The sequence below is a fragment of the Bradyrhizobium sp. B124 genome (assembly GCF_038967635.1).
Lineage (GTDB): Bacteria > Pseudomonadota > Alphaproteobacteria > Rhizobiales > Xanthobacteraceae > Bradyrhizobium.
This window is the reverse complement of sequence record NZ_CP152413.1, coordinates 623,503-638,256: the sequence shown is the minus strand read 5'-3', so window position 1 is coordinate 638,256 and position 14,754 is coordinate 623,503. Positions and strand designations below refer to the sequence as shown.

Genomic DNA, 14,754 nt, shown 5'->3' with positions numbered 1-14,754 from the left:
GGCGCGCATTCACACGACCGCATGAAGTAAGAATACGACGGAAAAGCGCGATCTTGTATCGCGCTTTTTTCTTTGCCGCACTCTCTCACTTTCAAAGAAATCACTCATGAATACGGAAGAGCTTGAAATACACATACAGGGCGCAGCGGAATCCCCGACACTCGATTTCAAGGCCGCGACGCCATGGGACGTTGCTCGTTTTGCGAAAGATATCCTAGCCTTCTCGAACGTTCAGGATGGTGGAATCATAATAGTTGGAATCGAGGATGCGACGTTTGTTCGTCAGGGAATTACGGAGCCGCAACGAAATTCCTACAAGATTGATATCATGCGGGATCAAATGACTTCCTTTGCTGATCCTCATGTGAATTTCTCCGTCGACTTCCCAACGGATCAAGACGGTAAGCAATACGTGTGTATCCGTGTCGAACCGTTCGAGGAAATTCCCGTGATTTGCAGGAAGGATAGCGCCGATACGCGAGCAGGCGTGATCTATTACCGGAACCGGAATCGACGTGTTGAAAGTGCATCGGTCTCGAACTCTTACGATATGCGAGAGATAGTCGAAGTGGCGACAGTGAGGATGATGCAGAAAAAGGAGCGGGCCGGATTCTCCGCGCACTCCGAGATAACGCAGACCCAAAGCGAAGCAGAAGCTCTGGCACAAGCCCGCGCGCGTCTCGATCAAGAACTCGAGGGACTGTAGATGAAAGCCGGCCTAATCGACCGAATTCGATCAAGGGGCTATTGGCGGATAAACTTTCAGCCGCGGTTACTTATCAACGAGAAATTATCGCTCGCTGGGTGTCGTGACGCTGTCGAGAAGAATGCGCTTAACCTGAGGGGCTGGCAATATCCCTGCATTCCATTCACGAACGACGATCAGAAAGGCGCCTTGCCAAGCGGCGACTACTATGAGGCCTGGATCGATTGGCGAAATCATATCGAGTACTGGAGATCGTATCGAAGCCATCAATTCTTGCACTATCTCGCTTTGCGGGAAGATTGGTTCGAAGAGTCAGATTGGGACAAGCACCAAGCCGAGGTCATAACTCCGGGGCAGGCGTTGGGCACAGGAATGGCGATCCGGCAAATCACGGAAATCTTCGAGTTCTTATCACGAATGGGTCGTGACGGACATTTCCCCTCGGGAGCGATCGTGACTTTGAGCCTGGAAAACACGAAGGGCCGGCAGCTATGGGTAGACGATCCTCAGCGCATGCCGTTCTTGGATGAAAAGAAAACCGGAGCTGAACGGATCGAAATTGGGCGGGAGGTCCTTCCCCAAGAATTTGCAACCGAAGGGATCGAGATCGCTCAGTCCGTCTTGATGGAGCTTTTTGACCATTTCGGTTGGACAAATCCATCGCCAGGCACCATTCGATCACAACAGGAGCAATTGCTGAGCGGTAGGCTTTAGCAAGCGAAGGGCGGATTAGCCGAAGGCGTAATCCGCTGGCCTACAATCCAATCGGCCGGTTACGCTTCGCTACCCCCTTACGCGGTTAAGCGACGCGGCGGGCTTCAACTACGCTTCCGCCAACACCCCTGCCGACGAAACCTCACCCGCCTCCACCCGCCGGTTCTTCTCGTCCACCATCACGACGCGCGGGCGAAACCTGCGCGCCTCCTCGGCATCGAAGCCGGCGTAGGCGACGATGATCACCTTGTCGCCGGCCATGGCGAGGCGCGCGGCGGCGCCGTTGAGGCCGATGGTGCCGGAGCCGGCGGCCGCTTCGATCACATAGGTCGAGAAGCGCGCGCCGGTGTCGATGTTGTAGATGTCGACGCGTTCGTTGATCAGGAAGCCGGCGGCCTCGATCAGGTTGCGGTCGATCGAGATCGAGCCCTCGTAGTGCAAGTCCGCTTCGGTGACACGCGCGCGATGAATCTTGCCCTTCATCAAAGTCACTTGCATCGAGCCCATCCCGTATCGTTGCGTCGGCATTCTCCGCGCCCGCCAATAGGGACCGTGCGGCTCCCGGTCAATACGTGTCGCGTGACCGGGCGCTCCCGCGTCGGCAGGTTTGTTCTGAAATCGCCGACTGCTTTGGTTGGAATGGGCTGCAGGTCGCGGCTCACCTGGAATAATCGCGCTGCAATTCGCCGGTCAGGGAGCATGGCATTATCTTGCAATTGATTGGCTGGCAGCGAGCATGAGCAAGCGTAGGGCGGATTAGCCGAAGGCGTAATCCGCCGCTTCGCTGGTAACATCGCGGCGGGTTACGCTTCGCTAACCCGCCCTACTCGCTTTGATGCTCACCGACCTGCGGCGGTGACCTGCTATGATGGCAGCTCGCCTGAGTGATTCAGCAACGGCCGCTCGCAACTTCACGAGGAACAATGTCCCAGCCATTCAAAGTCGGCGATCTCGTCAGGAAGCGTGCCGGTTATGAGTATCCCGGCATTATCGTTTCAGTTTTCACGACGCGAGCCGGTGCAGTGCGTTACGTCGTGGAGGCCGATCATCCTGGATTTGCCGGGATGCTCCATATTTTCAATGGCGAGCAACTGGAGCCTCGAACCTAAGTTTCGCAACGCTTTCATCGCACGCCTCGCCACGTTCGCCGATGGCCCGTCGCGACATCATGCGCCCTACTGGCCGGCACGCTTTTCAAGAAGCAGCGTGCGGTCGGCGATATCCTTCAGTTCGAACGCCTGGGAGTCGAGGAACGCGACGGACCCGTTGTTGGGGTCCGCGGCGAGGCGATGGGTTTCACCCAGATGATGCTTCAGCCAGGCCCGCTGCTCGGTCTGCAATTGCGCGTGCGCCTCGCCCTTCGACTTTGCGAGCAGCGCTTGATAAGCGGTGTTGAGCCTGATGTCCCACTGCGCGATGGCAGCCTTGCCGCAATCGAGCATCTTGGTTGACACCCCTTCGGCCTTGTCCATGCACGCATCGTACTCGGTGCCTTGCTGCGCGCGGGCCGACAAAGTCCCGAGCACGAGCGTAGCTGCAACAACGACAAGCCTTCGCGAAAGCATGACCATGTCTAAATCACCCTGCCTGCGTCTCTGCAGCAAGCGTAGGGCGGATTAGCCGAAGGCGTAATCCGCCGCTTCGCCGGCAACAGTCGCGGCGGGTTACGCGGAGCCTGTCATCGGGCCGCCCTGCGGGCGGACCCGTTGGCTAACCCGCCCTACGCACACGAACGCGCTTCCCGGATATTACGCCGCCTTCGCAGTCTTGTCTTCCGCCGGCGCGGTTTCCATGGCGCGCATGTAGAGATCGAGCAGGGATTCACGCTCGTCGCGCTCGTCCTGGTCCTGCTTGCGCAGCTTGATGATCTCCTTGAGGATCTTCACGTCGAAGCCTTCGCCCTTCGCCTCCGAGAAGACTTCCTTCTTCTGCTCGGTCAGTTCCTGGATTTCAGTGTCAAGGTTCTCGACCCGCTCGACGAAGGAACGAATTTTTCCGCCGGGAATGGTGATGTCAGACATGGTGCCTCCTGCTGAATGAGGTCGTGAAAATGAAAGCAAAGAGATGACCAATATCTTAAGCATGCGATCGCCGCGGCGTATTCATAGCTGAGGTATTTTTGTGACGACGAAACGCTCGCTGCAACCGTAGGGCGGATTAGCCGAAGGCGTAATCCGCCGCCCTTCTCGCCAATCGGCGGGTTACGCTTCGCTAACCCGCCCTACATGCTCGAACTCACATCACCGCATCCGAAACAAATCACTCAGGCGCCGCCCGCCACACGCAACGTGATCCGGGTCAATTCGGACGGGCGGCCGAGCCGCAAGGCAAAACCCGGCCATAGCGCGGTGCCGTTGTTGACGTAGAGCGTCATCCCGTCGACGTCGTAGCGGCCCGAGACGAAGCCGGCATTGGCGGGCGCGGCCAGGCGGTCGATCCCCCAGATCAATCCGCCATGGGTGTGTCCGGAGAGTTGCAGCGCGACGCCGAGCGCAGCCGAGTTGCGCGCGTCGCTCGGCTGGTGGTCGAGCAGGACGACGGGCGCGCCCTTGGGGGCGCCGTCGAGAACCGCGGCAAGGTCGCGGATGGAATGCCCCCTGTGACGCGACGCGCGGTCGGTAATCCCTGCGATCACTAGGCGGCCGCCGCCGCGTTCGAGAACGACGTGCCTGTTCTCGAGCGAGCGCAGGCCCAACGCTTCGTAGTGCGCCATCCAGTCGCCATAGCCGAAGATATATTCGTGATTGCCCGAGATCACGTAGACGCCATCGGCGGCCACAAGGTCCTGCAACGATGCGATGTCCTTGCGCCGCGCATCGACGGTGCCATCGATCAGATCGCCCGTGATCGCGATCAGGTCCACGCCGAGCTTGTTCGATCGCGCGACGACCTCGCGCGCCCACGGCGCGGGAAACAGCCGGCTGATGTGAAGATCGGTCAGTTGCAGGATCGTGTAGCCGTCGAACTGCCGCGGCAGTCCGCTTATGCCGACTTCGACATCTTTCAGCGGCGGAATGCGCATCGCCTGATGGACGCCGATCGCGGCGGCTACGGCCGCCACGGCAGCAATTGCGTAGCGGACGCCGTCAGGCGCGCCCACGATGCCGCCGTGGATCAGCGCGGCGACCAATAGGCCAGCATCGAGCGCCAGTTGCAGCAGCGCCAGCAGGACGATCGCACCGAACGCCCAGTTGAAGAGAGCGACCACGGGGCGCGGAAACTCCGGCGAGAATTCCGATCCCGACGACAGTCTATTCCAGCGGTGAAACTGCATGGCGACCAGCACGAACACCGCGGCAACGATCTTTGCCGGGAGCGGCCAGTCGAGCGGCCAGATGAAGCGGGCCAGGATCAAGAGGCTGGTCAGGCCGAAGATGAGTTGGGGAATAGGTTCGCTCCGGGTGGGATCGGTGGAGGCTGTGCGGTGGGTGCTCAGCGAAGGTAGGGTGGATCGGTCGCGGACGTAAGGCGCCGTCATCAGCACATTTTCGGCAAGTAACGCCTCGCTGAAGCGCGCTGCGCGTGCAGCTTTGCTGTGGAGCAAGGCGGACATCGCCCCGGCAAGGCCGGAGACCGCGTCGGAGCTTCGGTTGAGGTCCAGGCACCTGCCCCATCAGCGGCCGGCAAAACTCCCCCAAAAATAGAACTTGAACATCGCTCATTTTCTTGATCTATTATTGAACAATGTTCATTTATGCTGCGAGCCGACGATGCAGACGACCTTCCGGATGGACGGATTGACCGGGGCCGAGCGGCCCGCGAAACCGTGGATGAAAGTCGCCCCGACGATCATCACGATCGGCATCATTGCGGCATTCGCGGTGCACGGACGCATCGCGCAGCCGGCCAATTACAACGATTTCGCCGACCACTTGGCCGTCTTCGGCATGCCTCACGCAGCCGATGTCTTGTCGAACGCAGGCTTCGCCCTGGTCGCGATCTGGGGCTGGCTGGCGCTGCGCCCTCACCGGAGCAGCGATCAGCTCCGCGCCGGATGGCCGGGCTATCGCCTGTTCCTGATCGGCCTGTTCCTGACCGCCTTCGGGTCCGCCTTCTTTCACCTTGCCCCCGGCAATGGCCGGCTGACCTGGGACATGCTGCCGATCGCGCTCGCCGGCGCGGGCTTGCTCGTCGGCGTTCGCGGCGACACCCGGCCGGTATCGAAGACGAACCCGGGATTGACGGCGAACATCGAAGCGATCGTGCTCGCCCTTTTCGCCGTCGCCAGCGTCGCATGGTGGGTTTATACCGACAGACACGGCGCGGGCGACCTGCGACCGTACCTGTTGCTACAGGTACTCCCGCTGATCCTGATTCCGCTCTGGCAGGCGATCTATCGCGCGCCGCGCACTGAGCGCATCGCGTTCGCCGCCGCGATGGGGCTGTACGTTGTGGCCAAGATCGCCGAGGTGCTCGACCATCGGATCGCAGACACGCTTCAGTTCGTCAGCGGACACACATTGAAGCATCTGATCGCGACGGCCGCCACGGCCGCCATCGTCTGGGGGCTGACGCGACGGTTCTCCGGCGGCGGCGGTCGAACCGCGGGCACTTGCACAATTTCGGAATAATGGAAAAATACTACTGAGTTGCCCGACGCGTCAAGTCGCTTCTCCGGGTCGCGGCGGCCACGGCTACTTTGCATGGGGTTGTTTTCGATATTTTGGGACGGGCAGCTTTGCCGCTTCAGCGCACCTCGGTCGGATCAGGCGGATTGACCCGTGTGGCGAGCGTATCCATATGCATCTGCATGAAACGGCAGCCAAGCCGTTTCGCACCCACCGTGGACACAGCCTGATACCACCGGCCTCGTCCCTTGCGCACCCTCCTCTAGTTCCGGAGCTCCCGTGGCCGCCCTCTCCATCCTCGACCTCGTCCGCGTCACCGAAGAAACCGACGCGCGCGGCGCGCTCTACAACGCGCGCGATGTCGCTCGCCATGCCGAGGCGCTCGGCTATCGCCGGATCTGGGTGGCGGAACACCACAACATGGCTGGCATCGCGAGCGCCGCGACGTCTGTCGTGATCGGGCATATCGCGGCGGGCACCAAGACCATCCGGGTCGGCGCCGGCGGCATCATGCTGCCGAACCACGCGCCCTACGTGATCGCCGAGCAGTTCGGCACGCTGGCGCGGCTGTTTCCGGACCGTATCGACCTCGGCCTCGGCCGCGCGCCCGGCACCGATCAGCTCACCTTGCGCGCGCTGCGCCGCACGCCGGAATCCGCCGAGAACTTTCCGCAGGACGTGCTCGAGGTGCAGGCCTTCCTCGCCGCCGCCGGCCCCAACCAGCGTATCCAGGCGGTGCCGGCCGCGGGCACCGACGTGCCGCTGTGGATTCTCGGATCGAGCAATTTCGGCGCGATGCTGGCCGGCGAGCTCGGCCTGCCCTACGCCTTCGCCTCGCACTTTGCCCCCGAGCTGCTGATCCAGGCGCTGCAGATCTATCGCGCGCGCTTCAAGCCATCGGAGCAGCTCCAGCATCCCTACACCATGGTCGGCGTCAACATCATCGCCGCCGACACCGACGCGGAGGCGCGGCGGCTTGCCACCACGCAGCAGATGTCGTTCACCAACATCTTCCGCGGCGCGCGCGGCCTGAGCCAGCCGCCGATCGACGACATCGAGACCTACTGGTCGCCTTCCGAAAAGGTCCAGGCGATGCGGATGCTCGCCCGCTCCATCATCGGCTCGCCCGAGACGGTGCGTGCCGGCATCGATGCGCTGGTCGCGGAGACCGGCGCCGACGAATTGATGATCGTGTCCGACGTCTACGATCACGCGAAGCGGCTGCGGTCGTTCGAGCTGATCGCCGAAGCGGGCGGGATAACTGCTTAACGGAGATCGCGAGCCACCTCGGCGGCAATTATCCGGTAATGCGCCATCTGGCCCGCGGCCCACGTCTCGAACTGGCGCACCAACTCCTCCGAGACGGCAACCGAGCGGCCGCCGTACGCCACCGTAAACCATCCGCGCCGCTCCGCCTCGATCAGGAGATTGCCGATATGCTGGCGGGATACCTGAAACCGTTCGGCCAGCACGGCGTATGTCAGCGACAGTGCCCGCGGCGCGTCCGGTGACAGCGGGGCGTAATGGGCGCCCATCACGGCGGCCAGGAGCGGATAGCCGCAATCGTGCTCGGTGAAATGGACGATGGTGGCAAAGGGGCCGAACAGGATGTCGTCGGCTTGGAATCGCTCGACGGACAGACGGATCCAGTCAGCGAGCCGATCATCGTCGTCACCGATGTGAGCCGCGATCTGCGCCTCCGGCACAAGAATGCGTTCGGCCGCCTCAAGAAACGCCAACGGCGAGCGTGCGATCTCCTGCAACAATGCGGAAGATGGACGCAAGCAGATGGCGCGCCGGTCGCTGGCATGCCGTTCGGCGATGACATAGCCGCCGTGCCGGAGCGAATTGACGAATCCGGCGATCTGACGCGCACTGGCCGGCGCCGCCCGTTGCAGGGCGGCCAGCGTGGGTGGCTCCCCCCCAACGCGGCGCCAGCGCGCATAATTTCCAATCAGGACGAAGCAGACGATGTAGCGGAGCTTCTGGGCGAACACCTTGTTCACCGGCCAGGGCACCGCCGGCGGCCGCGTCATCACTTCGCAATACTGCGCCAGCGCGGCGCAAAATCCCGGCATTTGAATCAATTGCCTGGCAAGCATCCACGTGTCGGTCGCGGCATAGGCGCGGACCGACGGGTAGAGAACGTCGTCTCCGCGATGGTATCGTCCGCTGTCCATGCGAATCCCTGCAAAGTTTGGACTTTGCAGTCGCCTCGCGCCCATAGCAATAATCGAGCGCTCCATATTCCAGAACGCGCGGCAAATGAGGTCGATGCACAGCCAGTCTCGCAAGGCTGTTGTCCCGCACGATGCTTCAGGCGCGCAAGCTCACAAGGATACTCATCATGTGTGACGACTGTTTCCGGATGCCTCGGCTGTCCCGTCGCAGCCTCCTTTGGGGCGGCGCGGCGTTCGCAGGCGCTGCGACCCTGTCGCTGCGGAATGTTTCGGCGCAATCGGCCGCGCCGCAGAACGCGATCTCGCCGGACGAGGCGTTGAAGCGGTTGATGGACGGCAACGCCCGCTACGCCGCGAACACCTCCGCCAACAAGGACTATTCGGCCGGGCGCGCCGCGCGCGTCAGCGCCCAGTATCCGTTCGCCGCCATCCTGAGCTGCGCCGATTCGCGTGTTGCCCCTGAACTCGCTTTCGACCAGGCGCCGGGCGACCTGTTTGTCGTGCGCGTCGCCGGAAACTTCGTCAACGACGATGGCCTTGCCAGCCTTGAATACACGGTGAAGTTCCTGAACACCCCGCTCATCATGGTGCTCGGCCATTCCAATTGCGGCGCGGTCAGCGCGGCCATCAAGGTGCTCAAGGACAAGGTCACGCTGCCGGGCCATCTGCCGCAATTGATCCGAGAGATCAAGCCGGCCGTCGAAGCCGCCAAAGCGAGGAAGCCGGATGACCTGCTGGAAGCGGCGATCGTGGAGAATATCCGCCGCGGCGTTCGCCGCCTCGAAACGGCGAGGCCAGTCCTGTCCAGCTTCGTGCAATCGGGAAAGGTGAAGGTGGTCGGGGCGAGCTATGATCTGGCGACCGGCAAGATCGCGCCGGTTTGACACCAGGCAGCCGGCGTCACCCGGATGGACACGGCGACATGGCCGACTGAAGCCCGCGCAGACGACGCAAGCACGTTGTCTGCGGTCTCCCTTTTTCGCTTGCTTTGCCCGGACACGACCCTACGGTGCCCTCGCGAAACAGGGGATGAGAACGACAATGGACGCGGCCATGAACTGCCCGAAATGCAATTCCGAGCATGCCTATCAGGATGCTGCTCTCTGGGTCTGCCCGGAATGCGCCCATGAATGGAGCGCCGAGGCGGCCGCTGTAGTCTCGCAGGAGGCAGGCGTGCGTGATGCCCACGGCAATCCGCTGGCGGACGGCGACAGCGTCATCGTGATCAAGGATCTCAAGGTCAAGGGATCGTCATCGGTCGTCAAGGGCGGCACCAAGGTCAGGAACATCCGCCTCACCGAGGGGAGCGACGGACACAACATCGCCTGCAAGATCGACGGCATCGGCGCGATGAACCTGAAATCCGAGTTCGTGAAGAAGGCCTAGCGAGCATAGTGTGTAAAGCGGATTAGCCGACTACGTTCGCCGTAGCTCAACGAGCGAAGACGGAAGGCGTAATCCGCCGTTTCTCGCGCGCCATCGGCGGGTTACGCTTACGCTTACCCGCCTTGCGCATTTGCCTACACCCTGCTCAACGCCTGCGCGATATCGGCGACCAGATCGGACGGATGCTCGATCCCGATCGAGAGCCGGATCGTCGTATCGAGCACCCCGATCTTCTTCCTGATGTCGGCCGGCACGCCGGAATGCGTCATCGTGGCCGGCAGGCTCGCGAGCGACTCGGTGCCGCCGAGGCTCACCGCGAGCTTGAAGATCTGCAAGCTGTTGAGGAATTTCTCCGCCGCCGCCTGCCCACCGACGATGTCGAACGAGAAGGTCGAGCCGGCGCCAGAGCTTTGGCTTGCGAACACACGCCCGGCAGGAGACGCCGGGTCGTGATGGCCAAGATATTGCACCTGCGCCACCTTGGGATGGTCGCGCAAATAATCGGCGACGATGTGCGCATTGCGGTCGGCCTTTTCCATGCGCAGGCTGAGTGTTTCCAGCGAACGGCTGATCATCCAGCAGGAATGCGGATCGAGCTGGGTGCCGATCGCGCCGCGCAGCGCCTTGACGTCCTTCATCAGCTTCTTCGAGCCGAGCGCCGCGCCCGCGATCAGGTCGGAATGGCCGCCGACATATTTGGTCAGCGAGTAGAGCGACAGATCGGCGCCGTGCTCGATCGGCCGCTGAAACACCGGCCCGAGCAGCGTGTTGTCGCAGGCGATGATCGGGGTAAAGCCCTGCGCCTTGCCGATCGCGTCGGCGACGCGCCTGACAAGCGCGATATCGACCTGGCCGTTGGTCGGATTGGCCGGCGTCTCGATGAAGATCATCGCGACGCGGCCTTTCTTCATCGCCTCGTCGGCAGCGGCGCGGACGATGGTCTCGTCGAGGCCGTCGGCAAAGCCGACGGCTTGAATCGAGAACCCCGCCAGCGTCCTGCTGAACAGCGTCTCCGTGCCGCCATAGAGCGGCTGCGAATGCAGGATGACGTCGCCGGGCCGCGCGAAAGCCAGCACCGTGGTCGAGATCGCCGACATGCCGGAGGAGAACAGCGCACAGCTCTCGGTGCGCTCATAGATCGCGAGCCGGTCCTCGACGATCTCGCTGTTCGGATGATTGAAGCGCGAATAGACCAGTCCCGCCCCCATGCCTTCCGGAGGCTCGCGCCGGCCCGAGACGAAGTCGAAAAAGTCCTTGCCGTCCTCGGCGGTCCGGAACACGAAGGTCGAGGTCAAAAATACCGGCGGCTTGACGGCGCCCTCCGACAGCTGCGGATCATAGCCGTAGTTCAGCATCTGGGTTTCCGGATGCAGCAGGTGATTGCCGATGTGGGTTCTGGACGGAAACGGTTTGACCACGGCCAGTCTCCTTGTCTCGAGGGATCGCCGCATCGGCTGATCCATAAGAATCTGCCGCAAGCATACTCCACCTTTGTGCCATTCCGCCAAAACACTGCATCGAACACTCTGGATAACGAACGGCCGACGTGCGCCCTGCTCCGCCGGCCGTCTGAAAACCGTAGCTCGCATCGCGCGTGCGTGATGTCACTTAGCCGGCGACATCAGGACCAATCGCCGGCGCGGGCTGCTCACGCTGCGGTGAATACGGCTACCAGCTGCGATCCACATTGCGCACCTCGCCGGTCCGCGCATCGACGTCGACCTGCATCCAGCGGCCGAGCCGGTCGCGGCCCTCGACTTCCCACTCGTCGCCGAGGAACTGGGTGTTGGACACCGTCACAACGCCGAGATTGGTCGCGACGTCGAGGGCTGCCTCCATCGAGATCTGGCTGCCGGAATCGTAGGCCATCGCCGGCGTCGCCGCGCCGATCGCCAACGCCGCAATGGCGGGAATAATATAGCTTCGCATCAGTCACTCCTCATGGAACGGGATGTCATGCCGCATAAAACGAGCGGCGCACCCAATCAGTTCCGGCAACAGAAGTGACGGAGCAGCGCGAAACTTCGGCAGTTGCGGCAATTTGGTGGCAGTTCCAGTTTCACCGACGCGCGCTGCGCGACTTGCGCGTTGCCTTCTTCCACATCCGGAAGCCGCCTTCGAACGCGTTGGCGTTGTCGCCGAACCTCACTTTCGGCGGCGGGTTGTCGACCTTGTCGGCATTGCCGCCGCCGAGCACGATGTAATCGGGCTCCAGCGCCGCCGACAACCGCGCGATGACATCGTCCACGCTCTTGCGCCATTTCTTCCGGCCGCGCCGCTCGAGGCCGGCGGCGCCGACGTAATCCTCGAACGTCTCGTCCCTGTGGTAAGGCAAATGCCCAAGCTCCATCGGCTCGTAAACCCCCTCCACGATCATCGCTGAGCCAAGCCCGGTGCCGAGGCCCAGAAACAGCATCCGGCCGCCCTGATAGCTGCCGATCGCCTGCATCAGCGCGTCGTTGACGACCCTGACCGGCCGGCCGAACGCGCTGTGAAAATCGAAGCCGGCCCAGCCGCGGCCAAGATTGTGCGGCTCCGTCAGCGGACGGTTGTGAACCACCGGTCCGGGATAGCCGATCGAGATCACGTCATAGGACCAGTCCCTGGTCAGCGCCTTGACCTGCTGCACCATTTCGGTGGCGGACAGCGTTGGACCTGACTCGAACTCGCGCTTGATGCGCTCCTTGTCGGTCATGACCTTCACATGCGTGCCGCCGATGTCGATCGCCAGCACCGTCCGGCGCGACGCGGGCTTCGTCGTCTTCCTGGCTGTCGTCTTGCTTGTCTTCTTGCCTGTCTTCTTGGCCATCGGTGCGATCTCTCTTGTGGGCGCCGAGTGGAGCAGAGAAACGCATCGCGCGCCACAGCTCCGTTCTGCATCTGACTCCAGTTTGTTCGCGAGGAACGAATCGGAATCGAGAAAATCGGCACGACTCAAGCATTAACAAGACGTGTGCACCCGACGTGTCCGAGCAGCTGATGTTGTACCGAGATGGGATAATTGCTCCCGACACCGAATATCTCCGCGCATTTCGGGCGCACTGCGGTCGATCGCTTCACCGATCAAGCGACGAATCGCATCACAGCCACGTTCCCCATCCGACTCCAGTTTGTTCGCGAGGAACGAATCGGAATCGAAAAATCAGCGCAAAGCGATTCTTAACAACGCGTTTGCATAACTTGCCGCGGATGCATTTCGTACGGCGGATCAGCGCAAGCGTAATCCGACATCTCGACAACGTCGTGCCGGCGCGTTACCGCTCACGCGTCATCGGCGACGCTTTGCGCGGAGCCGTCTGCTGCCCCGCGCTGCGCGCGACGCGAGCCGCCACTCTTCGAGATGAAGCCAAAGTGCTTCCGCGACGGGCCCGTGCGCATGCTGCCGATAGCGGATTGCCGCGAGATGTTCCTCACGGCCCGGAAAATTCGGTCCCGCGATGCTGATCAGTCGGCCATCCCTGAGCTCATCCTCGATCAGCCACGCCGGCAGATGGCCCCACGCGAGACGATGCAGGATCAGCTCCCTCTTCATCATCTGATCCGGCACGGTACAGCGATGGGCGCCGTCGATCAGGAAGAAGCTTTCCGACGAAGGTCGCCGCGCCGTGTCACGGATCACGCACTGCGTGAAGGGGCGCATCTGCTCCGGCGCGATCTTCTTCGTCCACGCGAACGGCAGAAACCCGGGAGCGACAACCGGCACCATGGCCGTAGTTGAGAGTTCGATTCGTTCGAAGCGCGGATCGGACGGGTCCGCGCGATGAAACACGAGGTCGGCGTTGTCATCGATCAAGCGCTCGAGCGGTCCCCCGACAGCCTCATATTCCAAATGCAGGCGCGTGTTGGGATATTTGGCAAAGAACCCCGAGAGCATTTGCAAGACGGGTGGCCGCGGGCAGAGGTCACCGATGACGACACGCAGGACAACCTCTTCCCCGCTGACAAGCTGGTCCGCATAGGCCTGCAGCAGATCGAGTTCGCGCAGCGTCAGCCGCGCGCGCTCGTGAAACGTCCGCCCTGCATCCGTCAGCCCGACGCGGTATCCGCTGCGGTCGAACAGCGTGAGGCCGAGCTGCTGTTCGAGGCGGGCGACCGCCGCGAACACCGACGGGTGCGAGCGGTTCAGGGCGGCGCCCGCAGCCTGAAAGCTTCCCCTGGCCGCGACCGCGTCGAAGCAGCGCAAGTCGTGGAGCTTGATCCGGTCCATTGTCCATAAATCCTACAGAGATCGTTCGATCTTAGTAATTTCATCTGCCGAGCGCGAGCCCTAGCCTGGCCGCGGGCTTCCTCCAGCAGAAGCGACTGACGAAATGAGCGGCGATCGACACTTCACGACGGGGGACGGCTGCCGGATTGCGTACCGTATCGACGGTCCCGACGATCGGCCGGTGCTCGCGCTGTCGAATTCGATCGCCACCGACCTGCACATGTGGAACCGCTCGTTGCCGGCCCTCAGCCGCTCCTTTCGCCTGCTCCGCTATGACACCCGCGGTCACGGCGGTTCAGACGCGCCGGTGGGCGCCTATTCGATGGATCGGCTCGGCCGCGACGTGGTCGAACTGCTCGACGCCCTCGGGATCGATCGCGCACATTTCCTCGGCCTGTCGCTCGGCGGGTTCATCGGGCAGTGGCTTGGCATCTTCGCGCCTGAACGCATCGATCGCCTGATCCTCTCGAACACCGCGTCCTGTCTTGCGTCGGAGCTGCCGTTCGACGACCAGATCCGCGCGGTGCTGGCCGCCAGCGACATGGACGCGATCGCTGATGGCTTCATGCGCAACTGGTTTCCCGCGACGATGCTGGCTGCGCCGAACGCGATTGTCGACGAATTCCGCGGCATGGTGCTCACCACCCCGCCCCGCGGTCTCGCCGGCTGTTACGCCGCACTGCGCGATGTCGATCTTCGCCGCGTCATCTCGCTGATCACGGCGCCGACGCTGGTCATCGGCGGCGACAGCGACACCGTCACACGGGCCAATCACAGCGAGGCAATCGCGGCGACGATCCCCGATGCAAAGCTCGTTCTGCTGCCCGGCGTTCACATTCTCAATGTCGAGCAGGCGGATCGATTCAACGATGTAGTCGCGAATTTTCTGGGGTCCGCACCGTAAGTGTTCTCGATACGACTCCATTTTGTTCGCAAAGAACGAATCGGAGTCGAACAAATCAGCGCGGCGAAACTCTTAACAACACGTTTGCA

General features: G+C 62.3%; 17 protein-coding genes. 8 read left to right on the top strand and 9 right to left on the bottom strand.

Annotation, left to right across the window (positions count from 1 at the left end; translation table 11 throughout):
- The first annotated feature begins 106 nt into the window (after positions 1–106).
- Together AAFG13_RS02980 and AAFG13_RS02975 are read left to right on the top strand one after the other, a co-directional pair.
- The gene (locus AAFG13_RS02980; protein ID WP_342711073.1) at positions 107–706 is read left to right on the top strand and encodes an ATP-binding protein; all 600 of its coding nucleotides are present in this window, start codon (positions 107–109) and stop codon (positions 704–706) included.
- Complete coding sequence (locus AAFG13_RS02975) at positions 707–1,420, top strand: hypothetical protein (RefSeq protein ID WP_342711072.1); 714 nt, start codon at positions 707–709, stop codon at positions 1,418–1,420. It abuts the gene before it with no gap.
- A gap of 108 nt (positions 1,421–1,528) precedes the next feature.
- On the opposite strand, the gene panD is transcribed toward AAFG13_RS02975, so the two are convergent.
- Positions 1,529–1,918 (bottom strand): aspartate 1-decarboxylase, encoded by a 390-nt coding sequence (gene panD / locus AAFG13_RS02970; protein WP_342711071.1) that lies wholly within the window; start codon positions 1,916–1,918, stop codon positions 1,529–1,531.
- Between the two features lie 425 nt (positions 1,919–2,343).
- On the opposite strand from panD, the gene AAFG13_RS02965 reads away from it, so the two are divergent.
- Positions 2,344–2,529 carry a hypothetical protein gene (locus tag AAFG13_RS02965; RefSeq protein ID WP_342711070.1) on the top strand — a complete coding sequence of 62 codons (186 nt, stop codon included), beginning with the start codon at positions 2,344–2,346 and terminating at the stop codon, positions 2,527–2,529.
- A gap of 66 nt (positions 2,530–2,595) precedes the next feature.
- Here AAFG13_RS02965 and AAFG13_RS02960 read toward each other — a convergent pair whose 3' ends face one another.
- The 3 genes from AAFG13_RS02960 to AAFG13_RS02950 form a co-directional block, all read right to left on the bottom strand.
- Entirely contained in the window at positions 2,596–2,991 is a 396-nt protein-coding gene (locus AAFG13_RS02960; RefSeq protein ID WP_342711069.1) for a lysozyme inhibitor LprI family protein, read from the bottom strand.
- 177 nt (positions 2,992–3,168) lie between these two features.
- Complete coding sequence (locus AAFG13_RS02955; protein WP_342711068.1) at positions 3,169–3,441, bottom strand: DUF2312 domain-containing protein; 273 nt, start codon at positions 3,439–3,441, stop codon at positions 3,169–3,171.
- 242 nt (positions 3,442–3,683) lie between these two features.
- Positions 3,684–4,808 carry a metallophosphoesterase gene (locus AAFG13_RS02950; protein WP_342713537.1) on the bottom strand — a complete coding sequence of 375 codons (1,125 nt, stop codon included), beginning with the start codon at positions 4,806–4,808 and terminating at the stop codon, positions 3,684–3,686.
- 259 nt (positions 4,809–5,067) lie between these two features.
- Here AAFG13_RS02950 and AAFG13_RS02945 point away from each other — a divergent pair, with 259 nt between their 5' ends.
- Entirely contained in the window at positions 5,068–5,991 is a 924-nt protein-coding gene (locus AAFG13_RS02945; protein ID WP_342711067.1) for a hypothetical protein, read from the top strand.
- Positions 5,992–6,267: 276 nt separating this feature from the next.
- Positions 6,268–7,257, top strand: a complete 990-nt coding sequence (locus AAFG13_RS02940; RefSeq protein ID WP_342711066.1) for an LLM class flavin-dependent oxidoreductase — start codon at positions 6,268–6,270, stop codon at positions 7,255–7,257.
- On the opposite strand, the gene AAFG13_RS02935 is transcribed toward AAFG13_RS02940, so the two are convergent.
- Positions 7,254–8,282, bottom strand: a complete 1,029-nt coding sequence (locus AAFG13_RS02935) for a MarR family transcriptional regulator (RefSeq protein WP_342711065.1) — start codon at positions 8,280–8,282, stop codon at positions 7,254–7,256. The two genes, AAFG13_RS02940 and AAFG13_RS02935, sit on opposite strands and share 4 nt — an antisense overlap.
- Before the next feature lie 53 nt (positions 8,283–8,335).
- On the opposite strand from AAFG13_RS02935, the gene AAFG13_RS02930 reads away from it, so the two are divergent.
- On the top strand, positions 8,336–9,052 hold the full coding sequence (locus tag AAFG13_RS02930; protein WP_342711064.1) for a carbonic anhydrase: 717 nt from the start codon (positions 8,336–8,338) through the stop codon (positions 9,050–9,052).
- 157 nt (positions 9,053–9,209) lie between these two features.
- Positions 9,210–9,554 (top strand): zinc ribbon domain-containing protein YjdM, encoded by a 345-nt coding sequence (locus AAFG13_RS02925; RefSeq protein WP_212317588.1) that lies wholly within the window; start codon positions 9,210–9,212, stop codon positions 9,552–9,554.
- A gap of 134 nt (positions 9,555–9,688) precedes the next feature.
- Here AAFG13_RS02925 and AAFG13_RS02920 read toward each other — a convergent pair whose 3' ends face one another.
- From AAFG13_RS02920 to AAFG13_RS02905, 4 genes are all read right to left on the bottom strand, one after another.
- Positions 9,689–10,972: a cystathionine gamma-synthase family protein gene (locus AAFG13_RS02920; RefSeq protein ID WP_342711063.1), complete on the bottom strand. Its 1,284-nt coding sequence runs from the start codon at positions 10,970–10,972 to the stop codon at positions 9,689–9,691.
- A 250-nt stretch (positions 10,973–11,222) separates the two neighbouring features.
- On the bottom strand, positions 11,223–11,483 hold the full coding sequence (locus tag AAFG13_RS02915; protein WP_212317590.1) for a PepSY domain-containing protein: 261 nt from the start codon (positions 11,481–11,483) through the stop codon (positions 11,223–11,225).
- Positions 11,484–11,613: 130 nt separating this feature from the next.
- Positions 11,614–12,363, bottom strand: a complete 750-nt coding sequence (locus tag AAFG13_RS02910; RefSeq protein WP_342711062.1) for an ROK family protein — start codon at positions 12,361–12,363, stop codon at positions 11,614–11,616.
- Positions 12,364–12,822: 459 nt separating this feature from the next.
- Entirely contained in the window at positions 12,823–13,761 is a 939-nt protein-coding gene (locus tag AAFG13_RS02905) for a LysR family transcriptional regulator (protein WP_212317591.1), read from the bottom strand.
- A 103-nt stretch (positions 13,762–13,864) separates the two neighbouring features.
- On the opposite strand from AAFG13_RS02905, the gene AAFG13_RS02900 reads away from it, so the two are divergent.
- Positions 13,865–14,665, top strand: coding sequence for an alpha/beta fold hydrolase (locus tag AAFG13_RS02900; protein ID WP_342711061.1), 801 nt, complete (start codon positions 13,865–13,867; stop codon positions 14,663–14,665).
- Positions 14,666–14,754: the final 89 nt, after the last annotated feature.

Excerpts from the sequence above, each read along its gene's own strand:
- AAFG13_RS02980 (WP_342711073.1), top strand. The coding sequence starts at position 107 with ATGAATACGGAAGAGCTTGAAATACACATACAGGGCGCAGCGGAATCC.
- AAFG13_RS02975 (WP_342711072.1), top strand. The coding sequence starts at position 707 with ATGAAAGCCGGCCTAATCGACCGAATTCGATCAAGGGGCTATTGGCGG.
- panD (WP_342711071.1), bottom strand. The coding sequence starts at position 1,918 with ATGCAAGTGACTTTGATGAAGGGCAAGATTCATCGCGCGCGTGTCACC.
- AAFG13_RS02965 (WP_342711070.1), top strand. The coding sequence starts at position 2,344 with ATGTCCCAGCCATTCAAAGTCGGCGATCTCGTCAGGAAGCGTGCCGGT.
- AAFG13_RS02960 (WP_342711069.1), bottom strand. The coding sequence starts at position 2,991 with ATGGTCATGCTTTCGCGAAGGCTTGTCGTTGTTGCAGCTACGCTCGTG.
- AAFG13_RS02955 (WP_342711068.1), bottom strand. The coding sequence starts at position 3,441 with ATGTCTGACATCACCATTCCCGGCGGAAAAATTCGTTCCTTCGTCGAG.
- AAFG13_RS02930 (WP_342711064.1), top strand. The coding sequence starts at position 8,336 with ATGTGTGACGACTGTTTCCGGATGCCTCGGCTGTCCCGTCGCAGCCTC.
- AAFG13_RS02925 (WP_212317588.1), top strand. The coding sequence starts at position 9,210 with ATGGACGCGGCCATGAACTGCCCGAAATGCAATTCCGAGCATGCCTAT.
- AAFG13_RS02915 (WP_212317590.1), bottom strand. The coding sequence starts at position 11,483 with ATGCGAAGCTATATTATTCCCGCCATTGCGGCGTTGGCGATCGGCGCG.
- AAFG13_RS02910 (WP_342711062.1), bottom strand. The coding sequence starts at position 12,363 with ATGGCCAAGAAGACAGGCAAGAAGACAAGCAAGACGACAGCCAGGAAG.
- AAFG13_RS02905 (WP_212317591.1), bottom strand. The coding sequence starts at position 13,761 with ATGGACCGGATCAAGCTCCACGACTTGCGCTGCTTCGACGCGGTCGCG.
- AAFG13_RS02900 (WP_342711061.1), top strand. The coding sequence starts at position 13,865 with ATGAGCGGCGATCGACACTTCACGACGGGGGACGGCTGCCGGATTGCG.